Here is an 18,594-nt window from a genome sequence, read left to right on the forward strand (position 1 = left end):
TATGCAAGATAGTTAATGAATATCTCAGTTTCGTTTATATCAACATTAATGTATGCCATACGTCAACGATTATTTTTCCATTCCAATGCCCTGAATCTGTCCTGCAACTCATGCAACTGCTCCATAATCTCATCAAACGAGGGCGCATTAGCATAAATAAAGCCGATTTGCATCTGCTTATAGTCGTCCCGCAAAGCCTCTTCAATGCTTTCAGGAGGAAGAAATGATATTGTATGCGGAAGATGTGTTGTGTAATCCAGTCCGCTCCATGCCGTAAACTTATTGCGATGAGCCACAATGTCTTCATATAGTTGTACATTTTGCATTGCTTCCATTGCAAACGGTTTATCCATCATCTTTACAATGTCATACATGTGTCGTGTGATACGTTCGATATGCGTACAGCCATTGGGACGGTTAAACTCTTCATGCAAAAGAAAAACCTTTTCCAAGAATGTCCGTCCTGGCACTACTGTGGGGACTGCAAATATCGGCAATGAAAAATCTTCATCCGGATAGGCATCTTCTATCATAGAACGCATTTCTATCTGTTCCGACGGTTCCATGAGAGAACGACAACTTATCTCAACTTTGACTCGCTCCGGTATATATTGCATTTTCGTTTGCAGCACTGAATTATACTCGACAAACAGGACTACAGGGTCAAGGTCGCTGACAGACGTCTCCGGAACTATGACTTTACAACACTCTGAAAGATCATACTCTTTTAATCTGTTCTCTACGTCAAGCGCAAAAGTGCCATCTATGAACTTCTTGGAGTCTTTCCGCAACTTAGTCCGTTGACTTTTAGTCTCAATATTTGTGAAACCGAGATATTGGGGATCTATTGCAAGGTCAATATCTTCCGAAAACCGTTCTATTAATCCCCAACCTTTGCTAAGGCTTGTTCCTCCCTTGAAAACAAAAGCTGCTGCATACGGCAAAGAAAATATGGCACGCAACACCATACTGACCCAGTAGTCCTTTTCTACGGCATTGTCCACAATCCCTTTCTCTTCGGCTACATTAGCCAAAATGGTAAGTTGTTCTTCTTTTGTAAGCTTAGTAAAATTCATAATGCAAGTCTTTGTTTAATCCATTGCGGGGCAATGCTGTAATCGTATTTGATTTCATCAGGACTACCATATTTTTCAATGGCTTGTTTTATGATTGCAACCTGTTCATCTGTCACGTTATCTTTCCCTAATTCTTTCATGGCAGCGACTATAAGTGGAAACAAGTCTGTCTTGTAGGCAAAATTGCGAGGTGCGCTGCGCTTGAATATGATTTTACGGTTCCCGATAGTAAGTTCCCTTGCTGTGGCATCTGTCAAATAGACTGCATTCATCGTGACCTGTGTGGAAAGTCCCAATTTGTTCAATGCTGTCAATCCACTAGGTATAATACGAGCCTTATCCTTTTCCGCTATGGCGTATGCGATATCTTCTATAGAGGGACGAAGTACACCGAACTTATTCCGTAATGGATATAAATATAGACCTTGAGAAAGACGAATGAGCACACCTTCTTTCTCTAATCGGGAAAGCGCACGAGTAACTAGCCCGTCATTATTCAGATGGGCAAAATCGCTCACCATATAAAGCCTGTTCGGTCCGTTTCGGTTTATAATGTTTCGTATTTCCTTCGTCAGTATCGTCTTCATATTCACAATGATTCTAGTTGCAAAGATACGATATTACTCTTGATGTAGCAATAAAATGTCCGAAATTCTTAAAGAAAATCGGACATTATAGAATGCTTTGCGGCTTAATACCCCGATCATGAACCGAGTACATTAAGTTAGGGTTATCATAGTTCGCCAATGGGTTGTTCTAACCAACCTTTTGGCGAACATTAACACCATACCTCAAAATGAAGAGCTTTTATTAGACAGTGGAGCAAAATAATAATAACCTTTGGGAAACCGACAGAATATGGGAATTATACGGTATCAAATAAAAGATAAAGACTAATATATAAATTGATTATCAGATTAGTATATAATCATTCTCGGTTCAAGCGTGGAGCCGATTTCGCCTATCTTGTTGAAGGTTGTGGAAGGACCCAAGCGAAAATAGACGATGCAATACCCCACACTCGGATAGATATGGGGTATGGGCACCACGTATGGTGCCGACCGCATGATCTAAACAAGCAATGATGTGCCGTTCGTCGTCCTTTCACTTTCGAAAACTTCCACATTTTCAACAAAGGACCGTGCGAAAACACTTGCTATGTAAGCGCCGCTTGCCCGACACGACAAAGAGAAAATAATTTCCACACAACGAACGGCTTCGCCAGGGTACTGCCCTGAAAAAAACATTTCCCGCTTTTTTTGCTATCTTTGTCCCATGAAGTTTTCCAGAAAACAAACCATAGGCGAAAACCTCCTCTATCTGATGGTCTGGGCCGCCATCTTCCTGGTCCCCGTGCTCAACTCACAGATGATGTCCGAATTGCACATCAATCTGGAAAACGTGCTGATCGCCTGGCGCCAGATCGCTCCCTACTTCGTCATATTCCTCATCCACAATGTGGTCCTCGCCCCGAGGTACATGCTCCGCAGAAAATACTGGAAATACCTCCTCAGCGACCTCGCTCTGATCATCGGAGTTTTCTGGCTCGTCCAGATCTACGAGGAACACCTCGCCAACAACCTCATCGCACAGGCCAACACCAACGTCTCCGAAGCATACCGGCAGGCGTCGTTCTCCAACCTCGAAGTCTACTGGAACATCGTCCTCGGGTTCTTCATGACCGGCGCCAACACGGGCATCAAGCTCATCTACCAGTCCATGCGCGACGAACAGAAAATGGAGGCTCTCAAACGGCAGAACCTCCAGGCCGAAATGGATTATCTGAAGTATCAGATCAACCCCCATTTCTTCATGAATACCCTCAACAACATCCATGCTCTGATCGACATCGATGCCGAATCGGCCAAAAACGCCGTGATCGAACTCTCGAAGATGATGCGATACGTCCTCTATGACTCGGGACACGAACTCATCTCCCTGAACCGCGACATCCAGTTCCTGGAAAACTACATCGAACTGATGCGAATCCGGTACACCGACGACGTGGATATTCGGTTGGAGTATCCGCACAACCTGCCCGAACAGGTCTCGATCCCGCCCCTGCTGCTGATCGTCTTCGTGGAGAACGCCTTCAAGCATGGAATCAGCTACAACCACCCCTCGTTCATCCGCATCCGCGTCGGATACGCCGACGAAAAGGTCTTCGCTTCCATCGAAAACAGCCGCCATACCGCACCCGAAAAACACCACGAAGCCGGAATCGGACTCGAAAACGTCCGCAAACGGCTCTCGCTCATCTACGGCGAAAAGGGCTATTCCCTGGAGATCCTCGAAGCCGAAACAACCTATACCGTCAACCTCGAAATCCCGACTCTCCATGCTTAAGTGTATCGCCATCGACGACGAGCCCCTGGCTCTGCGCCAAATCGCCGCCTACATTGCCAAAATCCCCTACCTGGAACTCGTCGCACGGTTCAACAACGCCATCGAGGCTCAGCAACGGCTCGCCGCGGAAAAGGTCGACCTGATCTTCGTGGACATCAACATGCCCGACCTGAACGGCGTGGAGTTCGTCCGCGGGCTCCTCGACCGCCCCATGGTCGTCTTCACGACCGCCTACTCCGAATACGCCGTCGAAGGCTTCAAACTCGATGCCGTGGACTACCTTCTCAAGCCCTTCAGCTTCGCGGACTTCAGCCGTGCCGCCGCCAAGGCAAACTCGCTCTACGAACTGCGCCACAACCAGCGCCCGCCCCAGGAATCCGAGTCCGAAGCCCTGCCCAAGGACCAGGAGTACATCTCGGTGAAGGCCGACTACAAGGTCTCGCTCGTGAAGATCGCCGACATCGTCTACATCGAAAGCGAAGGCGAGTATGTCCGGATGCACCTCGCGGACGGTACGGCCATCACCACGCTCTTCCGGCTCAAGAACATGGAAACGGCGCTCCCGGCAGACTCCTTCATGCGCGTGCACCGCTCCTACATCGTCAACCTGAAAGCCATCCGCTCCTACATCAAGGGGCGCATCTACCTGAGCGATACGGAGTACATCCCGATCGGCGAAATCTACAAGGAGGCGTTCCAGGAGTATATCCGCAAGAATTTCCGAAACCTCTGACGGAGGGGGGGGGTGAGAGAGGAATGGGATGCGGCGGGACGGCCCGGCCTAACGGAAAAAGGAGCGAAAAGAGGCGGAACACCCTAAGGGGCCGGAAGCGGTCGGGAAACGGCGGGACGGCCCGATTGGAGGCGTGAGAAAGGTGCGGACGTGCGGGAAACGGCTGAACCGGAGAGTGCGGGAAACGGATGGATTCAATTCAAAAGGAAGGGCGGGTGCCCAGGATACGGCGCCTGCAGTCGGCCCCTACTCCCCGCAGAGGCAGGGAAAAGTGTCCAGCCGGACATACTCCCCGTCGCGCAGTTCGCAACAGTAGTGGCACAGTCCGTTGGTCAGCACCAGGTAGCGCGCCCCCAGCACCGAATTGTACCGAACGGCCTGCGCAAGCGTCCGGCCGTCGATCTTCACGTGCGGCGCCTTGCACTCGGCAAGCAGCAACGGCCTTGCGGAATCGTCCACAACCACCACATCGGCCCGCTGCGGCTGTCCGTTGAGCGGTACGGCATACTCCTGTACGATGCGCGTGGGCTGAGCCCCGCAACGGGTAACCAGGCAGGCGATCAGATGCTGGCGGACCCACTCTTCGGGAGTGAGAACCAGATAGATGCCTCGCAGGGAATCCCACACCTCAACCGTCCCGTCCCGACGGCGGGCCCGCAGCCGGATGGGTGGAAAATTGAGTTTGGGAAGTCCGTTCATCGCAGTCTCAAAAAAATTCCGTATCTTTACCGGACACAAATATACGAACTTATGCGGACGATCCTTGCAACCATAGCGCTTTTTTCCCTCTGCGGGCTCTGTGCCCAGGAGTATGTTCCCACCTACGGACGCGAACTCCCGCGCGGCGAACTCCTCGCCTACCCCTCGGCCGAGGCCGCCGAAGCCGCCGACGGTGGAGACAACCGCTATTTCACCCGGCTGGAGGAGTGGAACCTCAACGGAAATAGCTTCTCCACGAACTTCACCGTGCCCTTCGCCTGGGCCAACCGCCAGGTGCTGCTCCACATCGGGCAGGCATCCGGGGATTATGAACTGCGCATCAACGACCGAGAGGCAGCCTACGTCGCCGACGGAAATGCCCCCGCGGAGTTCAATATCACCAAACTGGTCCGCGAGGGCCGCAATACGGTCGAAATTCGGGTCGTGCAACCCTCCCCCTCGGCCCTGCTCGAAAGCTGGAAGGAGAATCCCGAACCGATGCTCGGCGGCATCTGGCTCCTGAGCCAGCCCACGCTGCGCATCCGTGACGTGGCGACCAAAACCCGGATCGGCGAAAACGGAAACGCAACGGCCGAGGTGGCCCTGGTCATCAAAAGCGAGGCGCTCAATCCCCGCACCTCGCGCATCCACTACCAGTTGCTCACCCCGACGGGCGAGAACGCCGCCACCGGCCACAAGGATATTACCCTGGCGATGCGCGGTGAAGATACGCTGCGTTTTCTGGCCCGCATCCCGGCCAATATGCTCTGGAGCCCCGAGCTCCCCACGCAATACACCCTGCGGCTCAAGACCCAGCACGAAGGACGTTATGTGGAGTATATGGAGCTGAGGCTCGGATTCCGGGAGATCGGCGTGAAGGAGGGGCGTCTGCTGCTGAACGGACAGCCCGCCACGCTCCGGATCCGCGAAGTCCCGGGGACGATCTCCGAAAACGACGTCGCAGCGCTGCGCGAGCAGGGGTACAATACGTTGAAGCTGCTGCCGGGACCCGTCAACGAGTCATTCCTCGATTTCTGTGACGGGCAGGGTCTCTGCGTAATTGCCCAGGCACCCATCGACACGAGCCGCAGCGGCGATTCCCGGCAGAAGGGAGGCAATCCGTCGAACGATCCGGCCTGGCTGCAGGCCTACATCGAGCGGACGGAGAATTCGTACCATACAACCAAACGCCATCCGTCGGTCATCGCCTTCTCATTGGCCACCCGTTCGGCCAACGGGATCAACCTCTACGAAAGCTATCTGAATATGAAGCGGTTCGGGGATTCGAGGCCCTTTATTTACCCGGATGCCGGAGGCGAATGGAACAGTGACCGGGTCGTCTTCGAATGAGATACGGGCCGCGAGAAAAAAATAAAAAAAGATATTTTTTCTGAAAAAATTTTGGAATTAATGATTTTATGGTTATCTTTGCACTCGCAATCGGATAACGATTGATGCCTCTTTAGCTCAGTTGGTAGAGCACGACACTCTTAATGTTGGGGTCCAGGGTTCGAGCCCCTGAGGGGGTACAACAGAAAAGACTGATAATCATTGATTATCAGTCTTTTCTGCATTTATACCATTCTTTCTCTTTGGTATTTTAAGGGCAAAAACAGCACTTAAAACAGTCTTTTCACGAGGCTGACTTCCCATAAACTTCCCATAGAAAGTTTACCTACCCTCTGCATCACTTGATGCAACACAATGACATTCAAAGCCATCCCCGTTGTAAGCCTTACGATGGTATTTTCAGAACACGTTTCTTTTTCTTGAGCCATTGCTCCTGTAAAAACAGTCAGAAACAGCAGAAGAATGCTTAATGATTTCATATTACTCTGATTTTTAATTGTCTATATTGTAAAAGTAATGGCGTCATGGGAAAGCAGGAATGCAAAAAAAATCGGTAAAAATCACAGTTTTTACCGATTATGACAAATTCAGGTATAAATGAACTATTCCCTGTAATCCGATGGATTTACACCCAGGTTCTGTTGTACATAGCGGCTGAAATAGGCGGGTGATGAAAATCCGAACATATCGGAAATCTGGACAAACGATAGCGATTTGTTCCGTAACAGACGGGAAATGTCGAGAATCGTATAACGGTTGATCCAATAGTTGGCACCGTATCCACTGACCTTTTTCGACACTTCCGACAAATATTTCGGTGTTATGCACAGACAATCGGCATAATAAGTCACCTCCCGATGTTCACGATAAGTCCCCGCTTCCAACATTTTCAGAAACCGGTTCATAATGGAGGCATTCTGAGTAGATATATCGCTTTCACCGTACAGGCTGGCGTGGAAGTCGAAAAAATCGAGAATGGTGGCTTGCATTGCATTGACAAGCGTTTCCTGATAAAAGCGGTGTCCCGAATTCTGGATGCGCAGTTCCAGCTGTTCGAAATCCCGGCGGCAAACGATTTGCTGTTCCGGCGTGAGGTGCATGACAGGATTGAGGAACAGGGCCATGGATCCTTTCATGCCGTAATTGCTTTGAGGTGTAGACAATTCGATAAATTCGGGGGTGGCATAAATGATCTTGCACCGGAAGTCTTCCGAAGGCTGTACCTTATCAAGCATTTTCCGTTTGCGGATAATTGACAGATCGCCGGCGTGCAACTCGAATTCCCGTTCGTTGAAACGGTAACGGCACGTCCCGCCCAAGCAAAGCATGTGCGCAAGATACTCCTTCTCGATATCAGTCCTTATAGCACCGAGCGTATCGGTAACGATTATATCTTTCCATTCATCCATCAAGATCCCTTTATTCTAAACAAAAGTACAAATAAATATCGACTTCTGTCTTAATCTGATTCTCCTTTCAGGAATATCAATACATAAATCGACCTATTCGCTCAACTGTAATTGCTGAGCAAACGGAATCAATAATTTGTGTTTCATTGTTCATTTTTCCGCCATGCCGATTTTCCGCAACCAGCTCAGGATACCGTGAGCGGCAATATCAATGTTAAAAACCTCTTTTTCATATCTATTTAATTATTGGCCATTATGCTGCTCATCCAGCTGTCAAAGCTGACCATCCACTCCTCATGGGTATATCCGAAACCGTGCGGCATACCTTCATATTCGTGCTCTTCCACCTCCACACCCGTTTCACGCACAGCATCAGCACACGCCTGGAACTGGCGATAGAACGGGTCTCTCGTACCGTACAGTGCATACCACGTCGTTCGGCCTCTTGTCCGTAAATGGGAGGAACAGAGACAGTCTTGCTTATCAGTTCTGTATGGTCCTGGGGCGTGTCCGGCGTTTCAGTGGCATCCTGATCCGGCGGCAAAGCGGGCCGGTCACCTCCGATGTCGGAACAGGAGGACATACACAGGCAACAAAGCAGTAATTGCACCATTATCTTTTCCATTTGCGATAGTCTTTATGGAATTTGTATCGGATCCACATGACGCCATATTCACGCTGCGAAGCGGAGAGCAGTTGCAGACGTTGTCCTTGTGCCGGATATTTGGTTATCCCGCCTGTATACTCGAAGATGGAGGGAACTCCGGAAAGACCGTCGTGCCGTTCTGCACGTATGCTTCCACTTATCGTGACGAGACGCTGGCCCGTATCGTCGAACTCACTCCGGATGCCGGACATCTGGCCGGGGAGGGACTGACAAGCGGAAGAATCAATGAGCAGAACATCTCGTCATGGCTCAAGGAAATAGGTATAATCAAATAACCGGGCCGTTGTACACAGGAACACCTCAATCGGTGGCGCAGGTCGCCCTGCTGTTGCCCGTGTCGCGCGTCGAACGCATCTGCGGGCTTTGATCTTTCGATAGTGACTTGTGTGGATCGCCCGACGGGTTGATTTATCGAAAATATTTTTCCAATAATATTTATATTATTGGATTTTTTCATTTATATTTGGCGTATGATTTGAAAAAAAATATAATATAAAGCGAATTTGTTTATAGTTTGTGCTTCTTGGCGTGGGCTTATTTTTAATTGTTTGTTCGAATGCTGATTCTTGATCGGATGCGGCTTTTGAACATGTGAAGCAAACGGAATTTGCAGACCTTAATTTGCAAATTGCTGCGTTGAATTTAAAGTATGCGGATCAATTTTGTGGTGTAGTGGATACGCGAGGATGGTTTTTTGGTCGTTGGTTAAAACGAATATTTGCCTCCGATGCGGTAGGCGCGGCAATTGGGGCTTCTTGTGGAGGTATTGGGGCAGTTGTTGGAGGAATCTTTGGGTCTCTGATGGCAACTTGTGTGGCTTATGAAGAAGATAGTATGGCAGAATTTATGAATATTATTCAAAATTCGAATATAAATCAGGATTCCAAAAATATGCTTAAAGCTGCAGTTTGCGTTGGAGGTAATAGTTGTGTTTTGTGGCAAATGAAAGAATCTGGCGGGAGTGAATCAGGAGAGGTGGAAACTGAGAATTATTAATTATTCCGTTATGAAGAAAATTCTTTTATCTTTCGGTCTGCTTTGTGCTGCGTTTGTCGTGCAGGCACAATCTTTTGTGGATAACGACAAGGGTATGATCTGGCAATTTGAGACCCGGAGTCTGTTTTCTTCGAAGAACGACGGCGTACAGCAACGCATTATTGACGGCGAATTGGCCGTGGGGTACCGTTTCGATCCGCGTTTTTCGCTCTTTGTGCCGTTTACGGGGTCGGTGGGGCTGTTTAAGAGTGCGGGTGCGAAAAGCTACGAGGATGCGATGCAACTCGGAGTGGGATTCGGCTATGCGCCGCTGCATGCCGACCACGACCGGATCGACCTTTCGGTCCGGGTCGGCAATACGCTCGGGGGCGACTGGCACTTCCGTTATTACGATGTCGGCGTGCGTTGGCAGTCCGATGTCTTGTGGGCACCGCTTTTTGTAGGCGCCGGTGTCCGCTATATAGATGCTTACAAGAGCGGATTCGCCGATTACTGCCACGCCTATCTCACGGTGGGTGTCCGCATTCTGTGGCGGTGTCGGTCCGATCATGCGGGGCGCTGACCGATTATCATTTTCCTTTTCGGAATCGGGGCTCCGCGGGCCCTTTTCTCCCGACCCTCTGTCGGGAGAAATTTTTTTTGCCCTCAAATCGCCCGAAAAGGGCCGAAAACGACTCCTACCGAGAAAAATATCGCGCACGCGCGTGCGATTTTCCCCGGCAAAGTTGCCCGGATCGCAAGAAATTACTATTTTTGTTCGTTATTTGGCGGGCCGCACTGACGACCCGCATGGAAATCCGGTTATACAGAAGAGATAGATGCTTACAGAAGAAGAAAAAAATGCCGGTTTGGTGGGGCGGATCATCCCCATCAATATCGAAGAGCAGATGAAGTCGGCCTACATCGACTACTCGATGTCGGTCATCGTCTCCCGGGCCCTGCCCGACGTGCGCGACGGTCTGAAACCCGTACACCGACGCATCCTCTACGATATGAGCGCGGAGCTCAACCTCTACTCCGACAAACCTACCCGTAAGTCGGCCCGTATCGTCGGTGACGTGCTCGGTAAGTTCCACCCCCACGGCGATACTTCGGTCTACGACGCCATGGTCCGCCTGGCCCAGGAGTGGTCGATGCGCTACCCGCTCGTCGACGGGCAGGGTAACTTCGGCTCAATGGACGGCGACTCGCCCGCGGCCATGCGTTACACCGAGGCCCGCATGAAGAAGATCACCGACGAGGTGATGGCCGATATCGACAAGGAGACCGTCGACTGGACGCTCAACTTCGACGATACGATCCCCGAACCTACGGTCCTGCCGACCAAAATCCCGCTGCTGATCGTCAATGGCGCCAGCGGTATCGCCGTCGGTATGGCCACCAACATGGCCCCGCACAACCTGAGCGAAGTGGTCGATGCCTGCTGCGCCTATGTCGACAACCCCGAGATCTCGGGCGAGGAGCTGCTCCACTACGTCAAGGGCCCGGATTTCCCCACCGGAGGCCTCATCTACGGCTACGAGGGTGTGAAGGAGGCAATGCTGACGGGCCGCGGCCGCGTGATCATGCGCGCCAAGACCGAGATCGAGCATACGCCCAGCGGCCGCGAGTGCATCGTCGTCACGGAGATCCCCTACATGGTCAACAAGGCCGAGATGATCAAGAAGATCGCCGACCTGATCAACGAGAAGAAGATCGACGGCATCTCCTATATCAACGACGAATCGGACCGCAACGGCCTGCGGATCATCATCATCCTGAAACACGACGCCGTGGCGAGCGTGGTACTCAACACGCTGTTCAAGAATACGCCGCTGCAGACCTCGTTCGCCGTGAACAACATCGCACTGGTCAATGGACGCCCGCAGTTGCTGTCGATGCGCGACCTGATCAAGCACTTCATCGACCACCGCCACGACGTGGTGGTTCGCCGCACGCGCTTCGACAAGCGCAAGGCCGAGGAGCGCCTGCACATCGTGCTCGGTCTGCTGATCGCCCAGGACAACATCGACGAGATCGTGCACATCATCCGCTCGTCGCAGACCCCCGATGCCGCCAAGCAGACGATGATGGAGCGTTTCGATCTTACGGAGATTCAGGCTTCGGCCATCATCGAGATGCGCCTGCGGGCCCTGACCGGCCTGGAACGCGGCAAGCTCGTGGCCGAGCGTGACGAGCTGACGGCCCTGATCGCGCACCTTACGGAGGTGCTGGCCAGCGTGGCCATGCAGATGCAGATCGTCAAGGACGAGCTGCTGGAGATCAAGGCGAAGTACGGCGACGAGCGCCGCACGGAGATCGTCTATGCTTCGGAGGAGTTCAATCCCGAGGATTTCTACGCCGACGACGACATGGTGATCACCATCTCGCACATGGGCTACATCAAGCGCACGCCGCTGGCCGAATACCGCACGCAGAACCGCGGCGGCGTGGGGGCCAAGGGCAGCGCCACGCGCGACGAGGATTTCATCGAGCATATCTACGTGGCCTCGATGCACAACACGATGCTCTTCTTCACGGAGAAGGGCCGCTGCTACTGGCTGAAGGTCTACGAAATTCCCGAAGGGACCCGTTCGTCGAAGGGCCGTGCGATCCAGAACGTCATCCAGATCGACCCCGACGACAAGGTCCGCGCCTATATCAACGTCAAGCGGCTCAATGATGAGGAGTATGTGAACAACAACTACATCATCATGTGTACGAAGGACGGCACGATCAAGAAGACGAAGCTCGAAGCCTACTCGCGGCCGCGTCAGAACGGCGTGAACGCCATCGTGATCCGCGAGGGCGACCAGCTGATCGAGGCCAAGCTGACGAGCGGACAGGCCGAGGTGATGATCGCCGCCCGCGAAGGCAAGGCCATCCGCTTCAACGAGAATACGGTCCGTCCGATCGGACGTGTCGGAGCCGGTGTGCGCGGCATCTCGATCGACGAGGGCGACGAGGTGGTGGGCATGATCTGCGTGGAGCCCGACTCGAAGCAGGATGTGCTGGTACTGAGCGAGAACGGCTACGGCAAGCGCACCGATCTGGACGAGTACCGCATCACGAACCGCGGCGGAAAGGGCGTCAAGACGATCAACATCACGGAGAAGACCGGCAAGCTGATCTCGATCCAGGCCGTAACGGACGACAACGACCTGATGATCATCAACCGCTCGGGCCTGACGATCCGCACCGCGGTGTCGCAGATCCGGCTCGCAGGGCGCGCCACGCAGGGCGTGCGGATCATCAACCTGCGCGAAGGCGATGCCATTGCTTCGGTGATGGCCGTCCCGGCCGCCGGTGAGGAGGAATCCGCGGCCGTCGAGGGTGCCGAGGATGCCGAAGCGGGCGGGAACTCCGTAAATGCGGAGTCGGCAACCCCGGCTCCCGGGACCGACAGCCCCGCGGAGGAATAGACAACAAACAGGGAAACAACCGAAAAACTTTTAAATTCAAGTTCGTATGAAAAAGACGATTTTGACGGCTCTCGCGGCGCTGCTCGTGGCAGTTCCCGCCGTGCAGGCCCAGAAGGTGAACAAGGAGGCTCTCCTTGCCAAGATCGAGAAGAGCGATGCCGACATCGCCAACGAAAAGAAGGCTGCGAAGGCCGCAACGTGGATCAACCGCGGCAAGGCATTCTATGAGGTGGCTGCCGAACCGACGAAGAGCCTCTTCGTCAACATGGAGTCCACGATGCTCAAACTGACGGTCGGTGAGCCGAAGTCGACCTCGCAGGAGACGCTCAACGGCGTACAGTACACGGCATGGGTCTATCCCTGGTTCACGGCCTACATCAAGGACAACAAGGTCGCCACGTGGAAGCAAACCAAATGGGTGATCAAGGATGCTCCGGAGAAGGCCATCGAGGCTTACAACAAGGCCTATGAACTCGATCCCAAGAGCGCCAGCAAGATCAAGGAGGGTCTGACGCAGATCAGCAACTTCTGCTCGCAGGTCGGCAATGTCGGCATCGACTCGGGCGACTATGTGGAAGCTGCGAATGCCTATGCCACGGCTTACGAGGCTCAGTCGAGCCCGGCTTACGGCGAGGCCGATCCCGCACTGCTCTACTATGCGGGTTATCTGCTGACGGTCGACGGTTCGAACAATGCCGAGTCATTCGTCCGCGGCGGAAAGTATCTCCAGGAGGCTATCGCCAAGAACTACGCCGACGAGGAGGGCAACATCTACTACTACCTCTTCCACTGCTTCTACGGCCAGAAGGCTGCCGACAAGGAGAACGTCATGAAGGCCAAGCAGGCCCTGCTGACCGGTATCGAGAAGTTCCCGAAAAACGAGCGGATTCTCGACGGCCTGATGCAGCTCTACACCTCGGAAGAGGGTGTCGGAGACCCCGCCGACCTCGTGGCACTGATCGACAAGGCCATTGCCGACAACCCGTCGAATGTCGACCTGTGGTTCGGCCGCGGCCGGATCTTCTACGCCCTGAAGGATTACGACAAGAGCATCGAGTCGTTCGAGAAGGTCGTGGAGCTGAAGCCCGACCTCTTCGAGGGCAACTACTATCTGGGTGTCTTCTACACGATCAAGGGTGATGAGCTCAACAAGGTGATGAACGAGAAGCAGTACAGCAGCCAGGCCGCTTACGATGACGATCTGAAGACTGTCAACGAGGTTTATCTGGCTGCCGTGCCCTGGTTCGAGAAGGCCCACGAGATCAAACCCGAGGATGTCGATACGCTGGAGTTCCTCAAGTCGCTGTGCTTCCGTCTGCGCGACGAACCCGGCATCATGGACAAATACAACACCTACAACGCCCTCTACAAGCAGGCCAAGGGTATCGAATAGTCGGTTCGAAATCCAATGATACGGGAAGCCCGGCTCCACTCTGTGGGGTCGGGCTCCCCTTTCTTAACCGGGTTTAGGGGCTGCGGAACCTTACAAGGAGCCCGAAGCATTTACCCGCTTCCGGCGGTTGAAGCGAGGAACTGCTTTGGAAACTCTTCGCTGACACCTCCGCCTCTGAAACCGGGTTCTTAAACCGGCACCTTTTGGTGTCAAAAGGTGCCACCAAAACCAGCCGCAAGTTGCTTTTCGCGGGAATCTTCGGAACTCCTCGCTGAACGGGTGCAGTAAGATCAAGCCTTTAGCCTCCCGTTCCGGGCGCTCGGTTTTCCGAAGATTCTTTTTCCGCTCCAAGCAAAGTGCGGCGGCTGTCGACGCGGGTAAAGGTTTCCGATGGTAGAATCCGCTTCCAACGATCGGGAGCGCGGAATTGCTTCGGAAACGCTTCACAGATACCATCGCCCATAGAACCCCTTTCTTAAAGGGGCGCCCGGTTTCTTAAACCGGGGTCAGCGGGCGATACGGCCGGTAATGGGACCGCGGGCCAGTTGTGCGGTGTCTTCGGCCGTGAACTGCCCGTAGTCGCCCGGCACGGTGTTTTTCAGGGCGCAGGCCGCCGTGCCGAAATCCAGCGCAAACTGCATCTCCCCGGCGTGCCGGGCCAATCCGTAGATCAACCCGCCGACAAAGGCGTCGCCTACACCGACGCAATCCACCACGCAGTCGATGTCGTAAACCCGCGACGAATAGAGCCGGCCGCCGGTGTAGAGCGTTCCGGAAATCAGGTGGTGGTTGGCACTCAGCACGCTGCGCAACCCGAAGACGATGCCCCGGCAGTGCGGGAAACGCTCCGCCACCTGCCGCGAGGCCGTTTCGTATCCCGCCGTATCGGGCCGATAGGAGGCATCCCGGGCCTCGAATTTCGGGAGTTGCAACCCGAGGATCCGTTCGTATTCGTCGTCCGTGCCGAAGAAGAAGTCGCACTGCGCCATGAGCGGCGGCAGGACTTCCTGCGGGGTTTTGCCGTATTTCCAGAGGTTTTTGCGGTAGTTGATGTCGCACGACACCACCAGTCCGGCAGCGCGGGCCGCGGCGATGGCTTCGGCGCACGCCTCGGCGGCCGAAGCACTGACGGCGGCCGAGATCCCCGACCAGTGGAACCACGCGGCATCACGGAAAATCGGTGCCCAGTCGATCATACCCGGGCGCAGCAGGTCGTACGACGACCCGGCCCGGTCGTAGACCACGTGCGACGAACGCATCGCCGCGGCCTCCTCCATGTAGTAGAGTCCGATCCGGTTGCCGCAGCGCAGCACATGTCCGGTCTCCACGCCGTAACTGCGCAGGTCGTCGAGGCACGCCTCGGCGATGCGGTTGTCGGGCAGGCAGGTGACGAATTCGCACCGCAGTCCGTAGTTGGCCAGGGCCACGGCAACGTTGGCTTCGCTGCCTCCGTAGCTGGCCTGGAAGAGTTTCGTCTGGTTGAAACGCAGTCTGGAGGGCGGTGTGAGCCGCAGCATGATCTCCCCGAAGGTGACGATCTTTTTCTTCGTATCCATGGTTTCTGGGTCGCTAAACAGAACAAAGATAGTAAAAAAAGGAACCGATCGTTCCGGTTCCGCTATTTTTCGAGGGCTTTTTCGGGCGCTTCCCCGTTTGTCGGAATGCTTGGCGGCGCGGAATGAAAATACCCCCGACACGTTGCCGTGTCAGGGGCTTTCTTTTGTTTCCGGGAGTCCCGTTCGGGGACCTCCGCGGCGTATATCCGGACCTATTTGCGGACAGTGACCGTCAGCGGCCGGGTGGCGGCAGCCTGGGCGGCCGTGATCTCCTCGACCCATTCGCCCATATTCTCCACGCCGCCCTGGCTCCAGCCCGAACCGGCATAGTAGGTAAGCGTCTCGCCGGACTTCACGCTCTTGACCGCTACGGCGTGTCCCAGCGTGTCGGCGATCATTTCGCCGCCCGGGAGGATCACCCCGAGGTAGATGTCTCCGTCGCGGACGGGATCCTTCGTATCCGAAGTCGCCTCGCACATGCCCATCCAGTCGTCACCGTTCATGACCCGTTTCACGTCGTGGCGCACGAAGCCTGCGGCGATGGGCAGTTCGGTGAAGTCACCCTCGTAGAGGTTGTCCATGCGGTTGAAGCGCTGGTTGGCATCGAGCGAGATGGTCTTCACGAGCGACACCTGCGTGCCGTTTACGTCGAACGGGGCGTAGGTCAACTCGACGGTCGTGCGGATCGGGCCGTTGTCGAGCGTGCGGGCCGTAGCGTAGTTGTGGTCCATGTACCAGAACTTGCCGTCGACGAAGGGCACCGAAGCGCCCGAACCGAGCGTCACGCCCACCTTGTAGCAGTCCATGCCGTCGCCGTAGTTGTGGTGGTAGTCACCCTTGGCATACCACTCGTCGATGACGAGTTTCTCGGTGCACTTCACCCAGACGTCGATACCCGGCGTGACGAGCTTCTCGGGCGAGGTCTCCAGGGCCGGGCCGTAGAGGCGGTAGGCTACCTTGTTGTTCTCCCAGGCGTAGTCGTCGTAGCGTTCGGGAACCTGGCGTCCGAATGCCTCGGCGGGGTAGGCCTCGCGCGTGCCGGTGACGATCTGGAAGTGTTTGGTTTCGTTGGCGTCGGCGTCGGTCTGGAAGATCAGCGCCTGGGGTTCGGCCTCGCCGCGGTAGAGGACCTGCGAGGGGACCTGCTCCTTGTCGTCGTTGAGCACGACGACGTTCTCGGGCGTCACGCCCTGGAGTGCCGAAACCTCGGACCAGGCGATTTCGACAGTCTCGTCGTCGCGGTCGAGCTGCGTGGGGTTGGCGACTTCGACTTTCAAAGCCGGAGTGCAGGAGGCTGCCAGAATGGCGGCAAATCCTAAGAGTGTGTTTTTCATCATACGGAAACTGAAGTTTTTTCGATGTTTGGTTTGGCAAATTTACGATTTTTCCGTATATTGGTCAACCAGAATGGCAAATATTCTATTTAATTTGGTGATTTTTCGTAGTATCTCTCGCGGAAAGTTACTAATTTTACATGGTGAAAAGGGACGATTTTCTGGCAGATCGTTCCGATTCCATGAATGTTGGCCTAAATTTAAAACGATACAATGAAAGCGTTCAACGACGAGAATTTCCTGTTGCAGACCGAGACTGCGCAGCGTCTTTACCACGAACATGCGGCCAAGCAGCCGATTATCGATTACCATTGCCATCTGATTCCGGAGTACGTGGCTTCGAACCACCGCTTCGAGAACCTTTCGAAGATCTGGCTTGAAGGCGACCACTACAAGTGGCGTGCGATGCGCACGAACGGCGTGGAGGAGCGTTACTGCACGGGCAAGGATACGACCGACTGGGAGAAGTTCGAGAAGTGGGCCGCGACGGTGCCCTATACGATGCGCAACCCGCTCTACCACTGGACGCACCTGGAACTGAAGACGGCCTTCGGGGTGACGAAGCTTCTCAATCCGTCGACGGCGCGTGAGATCTACGACCACTGTACGGCACTCTTGCAGCAGCCCGAGTATTATGCCCGGGGCCTGATGCAGCACTACAACGTCGAGGTGGTCTGCACGACGGACGACCCGGTCGATTCGCTCGAACACCACATCAAGGTGCGCGAGGACGGCTTTGCGGTGAAGATGCTCCCGACGTGGCGTCCCGACAAGGCGATGGCTGTCGAATCGGCCGCCGATTTTAGGGCCTACATCGAAAGACTCTCCGAGGTTTCGGGGGTCTCGATCTCGAAATTCGCCGACGTGATCGACGCCCTGCGCGTGCGGCACAGGTTCTTCGAGTCGGTGGGCTGCCGCCTCTCGGACCACGGCATCGAGGAGTTCTACGCCGAGGATTACACGCAGCCGGAGATCGACGCCATCTTTAATAAGGTGTACGGCGGGCATGAGCTCACGGCGGAGGAGATCCGCAAGTACAAGACCGCGATGATGGTCGAGTTTGCCGTCATGGACCACGAAACGGGCTGGACGCAGCAGTTCCACTACGGTGCCATCCGCAACAACAACTCGCGGATGTTCGCGCAGCTGGGCCCCGATACGGGCTTCGACTCGATCGGGGACTTCACGGTGGGCAAGGCGATGTCGAAATTCTTCGACCTGCTCGACCGCGAGGACAAGCTCACCCGCACGATCATCTACAACCTTAATCCGCGCGACAACGAGCTCGTCGCCACGATGCTCGGGAACTTCCAGGACGGCCGCTACGGCGCCGGGAAGATCCAGTTCGGTTCGGGGTGGTGGTTCCTCGATCAGAAGGACGGCATGGAGAAGCAGATGAACGCCCTCTCGACACTGGGTCTGCTGAGCCGCTTCGTGGGGATGCTGACCGACTCGCGCTCGTTCCTCTCGTACCCGCGCCACGAGTATTTCCGCCGTACGCTGTGCAACCTCGTGGGCAACGACATCGAGCAGGGGCTGCTGCCCGCCTCGGAGATCGACTTCATCGGTCGCGAAATCATCGAGGGGATCTGCTACCGCAATGCGAAAAATTTCTTCAAATTCTAACCAATCCA

16 protein-coding genes and 1 tRNA gene are annotated in these 18,594 nt (G+C 54.5%); 10 read left to right on the forward strand and 7 right to left on the reverse strand.

All coding sequences use genetic code 11. The features are described from left to right. Positions 1-62: 62 nt before the first annotated feature. Both ABGT65_RS10685 and ABGT65_RS10690 read right to left on the reverse strand, forming a co-directional pair. Entirely contained in the window at positions 63-1,076 is a 1,014-nt protein-coding gene (locus ABGT65_RS10685) for a nucleotidyl transferase AbiEii/AbiGii toxin family protein (protein ID WP_204437271.1), read from the reverse strand. After that, the gene (locus ABGT65_RS10690) at positions 1,073-1,663 is read right to left on the reverse strand and encodes a DUF6088 family protein (RefSeq protein ID WP_234129283.1); all 591 of its coding nucleotides are present in this window, start codon (positions 1,661-1,663) and stop codon (positions 1,073-1,075) included. The genes ABGT65_RS10685 and ABGT65_RS10690 overlap by 4 nt, the downstream gene beginning before the upstream one ends. Before the next feature lie 688 nt (positions 1,664-2,351). Here ABGT65_RS10690 and ABGT65_RS10695 point away from each other — a divergent pair. Next, a complete protein-coding gene (locus ABGT65_RS10695; protein WP_346702051.1) occupies positions 2,352-3,422 on the forward strand; it encodes a histidine kinase in 1,071 nt (356 codons plus the stop codon). Next, the gene (locus tag ABGT65_RS10700; RefSeq protein ID WP_346702052.1) at positions 3,415-4,155 is read left to right on the forward strand and encodes a LytTR family DNA-binding domain-containing protein; all 741 of its coding nucleotides are present in this window, start codon (positions 3,415-3,417) and stop codon (positions 4,153-4,155) included. The genes ABGT65_RS10695 and ABGT65_RS10700 overlap by 8 nt, the downstream gene beginning before the upstream one ends. 246 nt (positions 4,156-4,401) lie before the next feature. On the opposite strand, the gene ABGT65_RS10705 is transcribed toward ABGT65_RS10700, so the two are convergent. Continuing rightward, positions 4,402-4,854, reverse strand: coding sequence for a type I restriction enzyme HsdR N-terminal domain-containing protein (locus ABGT65_RS10705; protein ID WP_346702054.1), 453 nt, complete (start codon positions 4,852-4,854; stop codon positions 4,402-4,404). Positions 4,855-4,905: 51 nt separating this feature from the next. On the opposite strand from ABGT65_RS10705, the gene ABGT65_RS10710 reads away from it, so the two are divergent. Then, positions 4,906-6,204 carry a glycoside hydrolase family 2 TIM barrel-domain containing protein gene (locus tag ABGT65_RS10710; RefSeq protein ID WP_346702056.1) on the forward strand — a complete coding sequence of 433 codons (1,299 nt, stop codon included), beginning with the start codon at positions 4,906-4,908 and terminating at the stop codon, positions 6,202-6,204. 106 nt (positions 6,205-6,310) lie between these two features. Next, positions 6,311-6,383, forward strand: a tRNA-Lys gene (locus ABGT65_RS10715). Positions 6,384-6,473: 90 nt separating this feature from the next. On the opposite strand, the gene ABGT65_RS10720 is transcribed toward ABGT65_RS10715, so the two are convergent. Both ABGT65_RS10720 and ABGT65_RS10725 read right to left on the reverse strand, forming a co-directional pair. After that, positions 6,474-6,683 carry a hypothetical protein gene (locus ABGT65_RS10720; protein WP_346702058.1) on the reverse strand — a complete coding sequence of 70 codons (210 nt, stop codon included), beginning with the start codon at positions 6,681-6,683 and terminating at the stop codon, positions 6,474-6,476. A 123-nt stretch (positions 6,684-6,806) separates the two neighbouring features. Then, positions 6,807-7,613, reverse strand: coding sequence for a helix-turn-helix domain-containing protein (locus ABGT65_RS10725; RefSeq protein ID WP_346702060.1), 807 nt, complete (start codon positions 7,611-7,613; stop codon positions 6,807-6,809). Positions 7,614-8,252: 639 nt separating this feature from the next. On the opposite strand from ABGT65_RS10725, the gene ABGT65_RS10730 reads away from it, so the two are divergent. From ABGT65_RS10730 to ABGT65_RS10750, 5 genes are all read left to right on the forward strand, one after another. Next, a complete protein-coding gene (locus ABGT65_RS10730) occupies positions 8,253-8,555 on the forward strand; it encodes a hypothetical protein (protein ID WP_346702062.1) in 303 nt (100 codons plus the stop codon). Between the two features lie 316 nt (positions 8,556-8,871). Then, a complete protein-coding gene (locus ABGT65_RS10735) occupies positions 8,872-9,276 on the forward strand; it encodes a hypothetical protein (protein ID WP_346702063.1) in 405 nt (134 codons plus the stop codon). A gap of 94 nt (positions 9,277-9,370) precedes the next feature. Then, complete coding sequence (locus ABGT65_RS10740; protein WP_346702065.1) at positions 9,371-9,838, forward strand: hypothetical protein; 468 nt, start codon at positions 9,371-9,373, stop codon at positions 9,836-9,838. Positions 9,839-10,094: 256 nt separating this feature from the next. After that, a complete protein-coding gene (gene gyrA, locus ABGT65_RS10745; protein WP_346702067.1) occupies positions 10,095-12,677 on the forward strand; it encodes a DNA gyrase subunit A in 2,583 nt (860 codons plus the stop codon). A 46-nt stretch (positions 12,678-12,723) separates the two neighbouring features. Beyond that, positions 12,724-14,070: a tetratricopeptide repeat protein gene (locus tag ABGT65_RS10750; RefSeq protein WP_346702069.1), complete on the forward strand. Its 1,347-nt coding sequence runs from the start codon at positions 12,724-12,726 to the stop codon at positions 14,068-14,070. 506 nt (positions 14,071-14,576) lie between these two features. Here the strand turns inward: ABGT65_RS10750 and ABGT65_RS10755 are convergent. Together ABGT65_RS10755 and ABGT65_RS10760 are read right to left on the reverse strand one after the other, a co-directional pair. Beyond that, positions 14,577-15,626 (reverse strand): sugar kinase, encoded by a 1,050-nt coding sequence (locus ABGT65_RS10755; RefSeq protein ID WP_346702070.1) that lies wholly within the window; start codon positions 15,624-15,626, stop codon positions 14,577-14,579. Positions 15,627-15,838: 212 nt separating this feature from the next. Further along, positions 15,839-16,963 (reverse strand): DUF4861 family protein, encoded by a 1,125-nt coding sequence (locus tag ABGT65_RS10760; protein WP_346702072.1) that lies wholly within the window; start codon positions 16,961-16,963, stop codon positions 15,839-15,841. A 210-nt stretch (positions 16,964-17,173) separates the two neighbouring features. Between ABGT65_RS10760 and uxaC the strand changes: the two genes are divergently transcribed. Next, complete coding sequence (uxaC, locus tag ABGT65_RS10765; protein WP_346702074.1) at positions 17,174-18,586, forward strand: glucuronate isomerase; 1,413 nt, start codon at positions 17,174-17,176, stop codon at positions 18,584-18,586. Positions 18,587-18,594 lie beyond the last annotated feature (8 nt).

It is taken from the genome of uncultured Alistipes sp. (assembly GCF_963931675.1).
Lineage (GTDB): Bacteria > Bacteroidota > Bacteroidia > Bacteroidales > Rikenellaceae > Alistipes.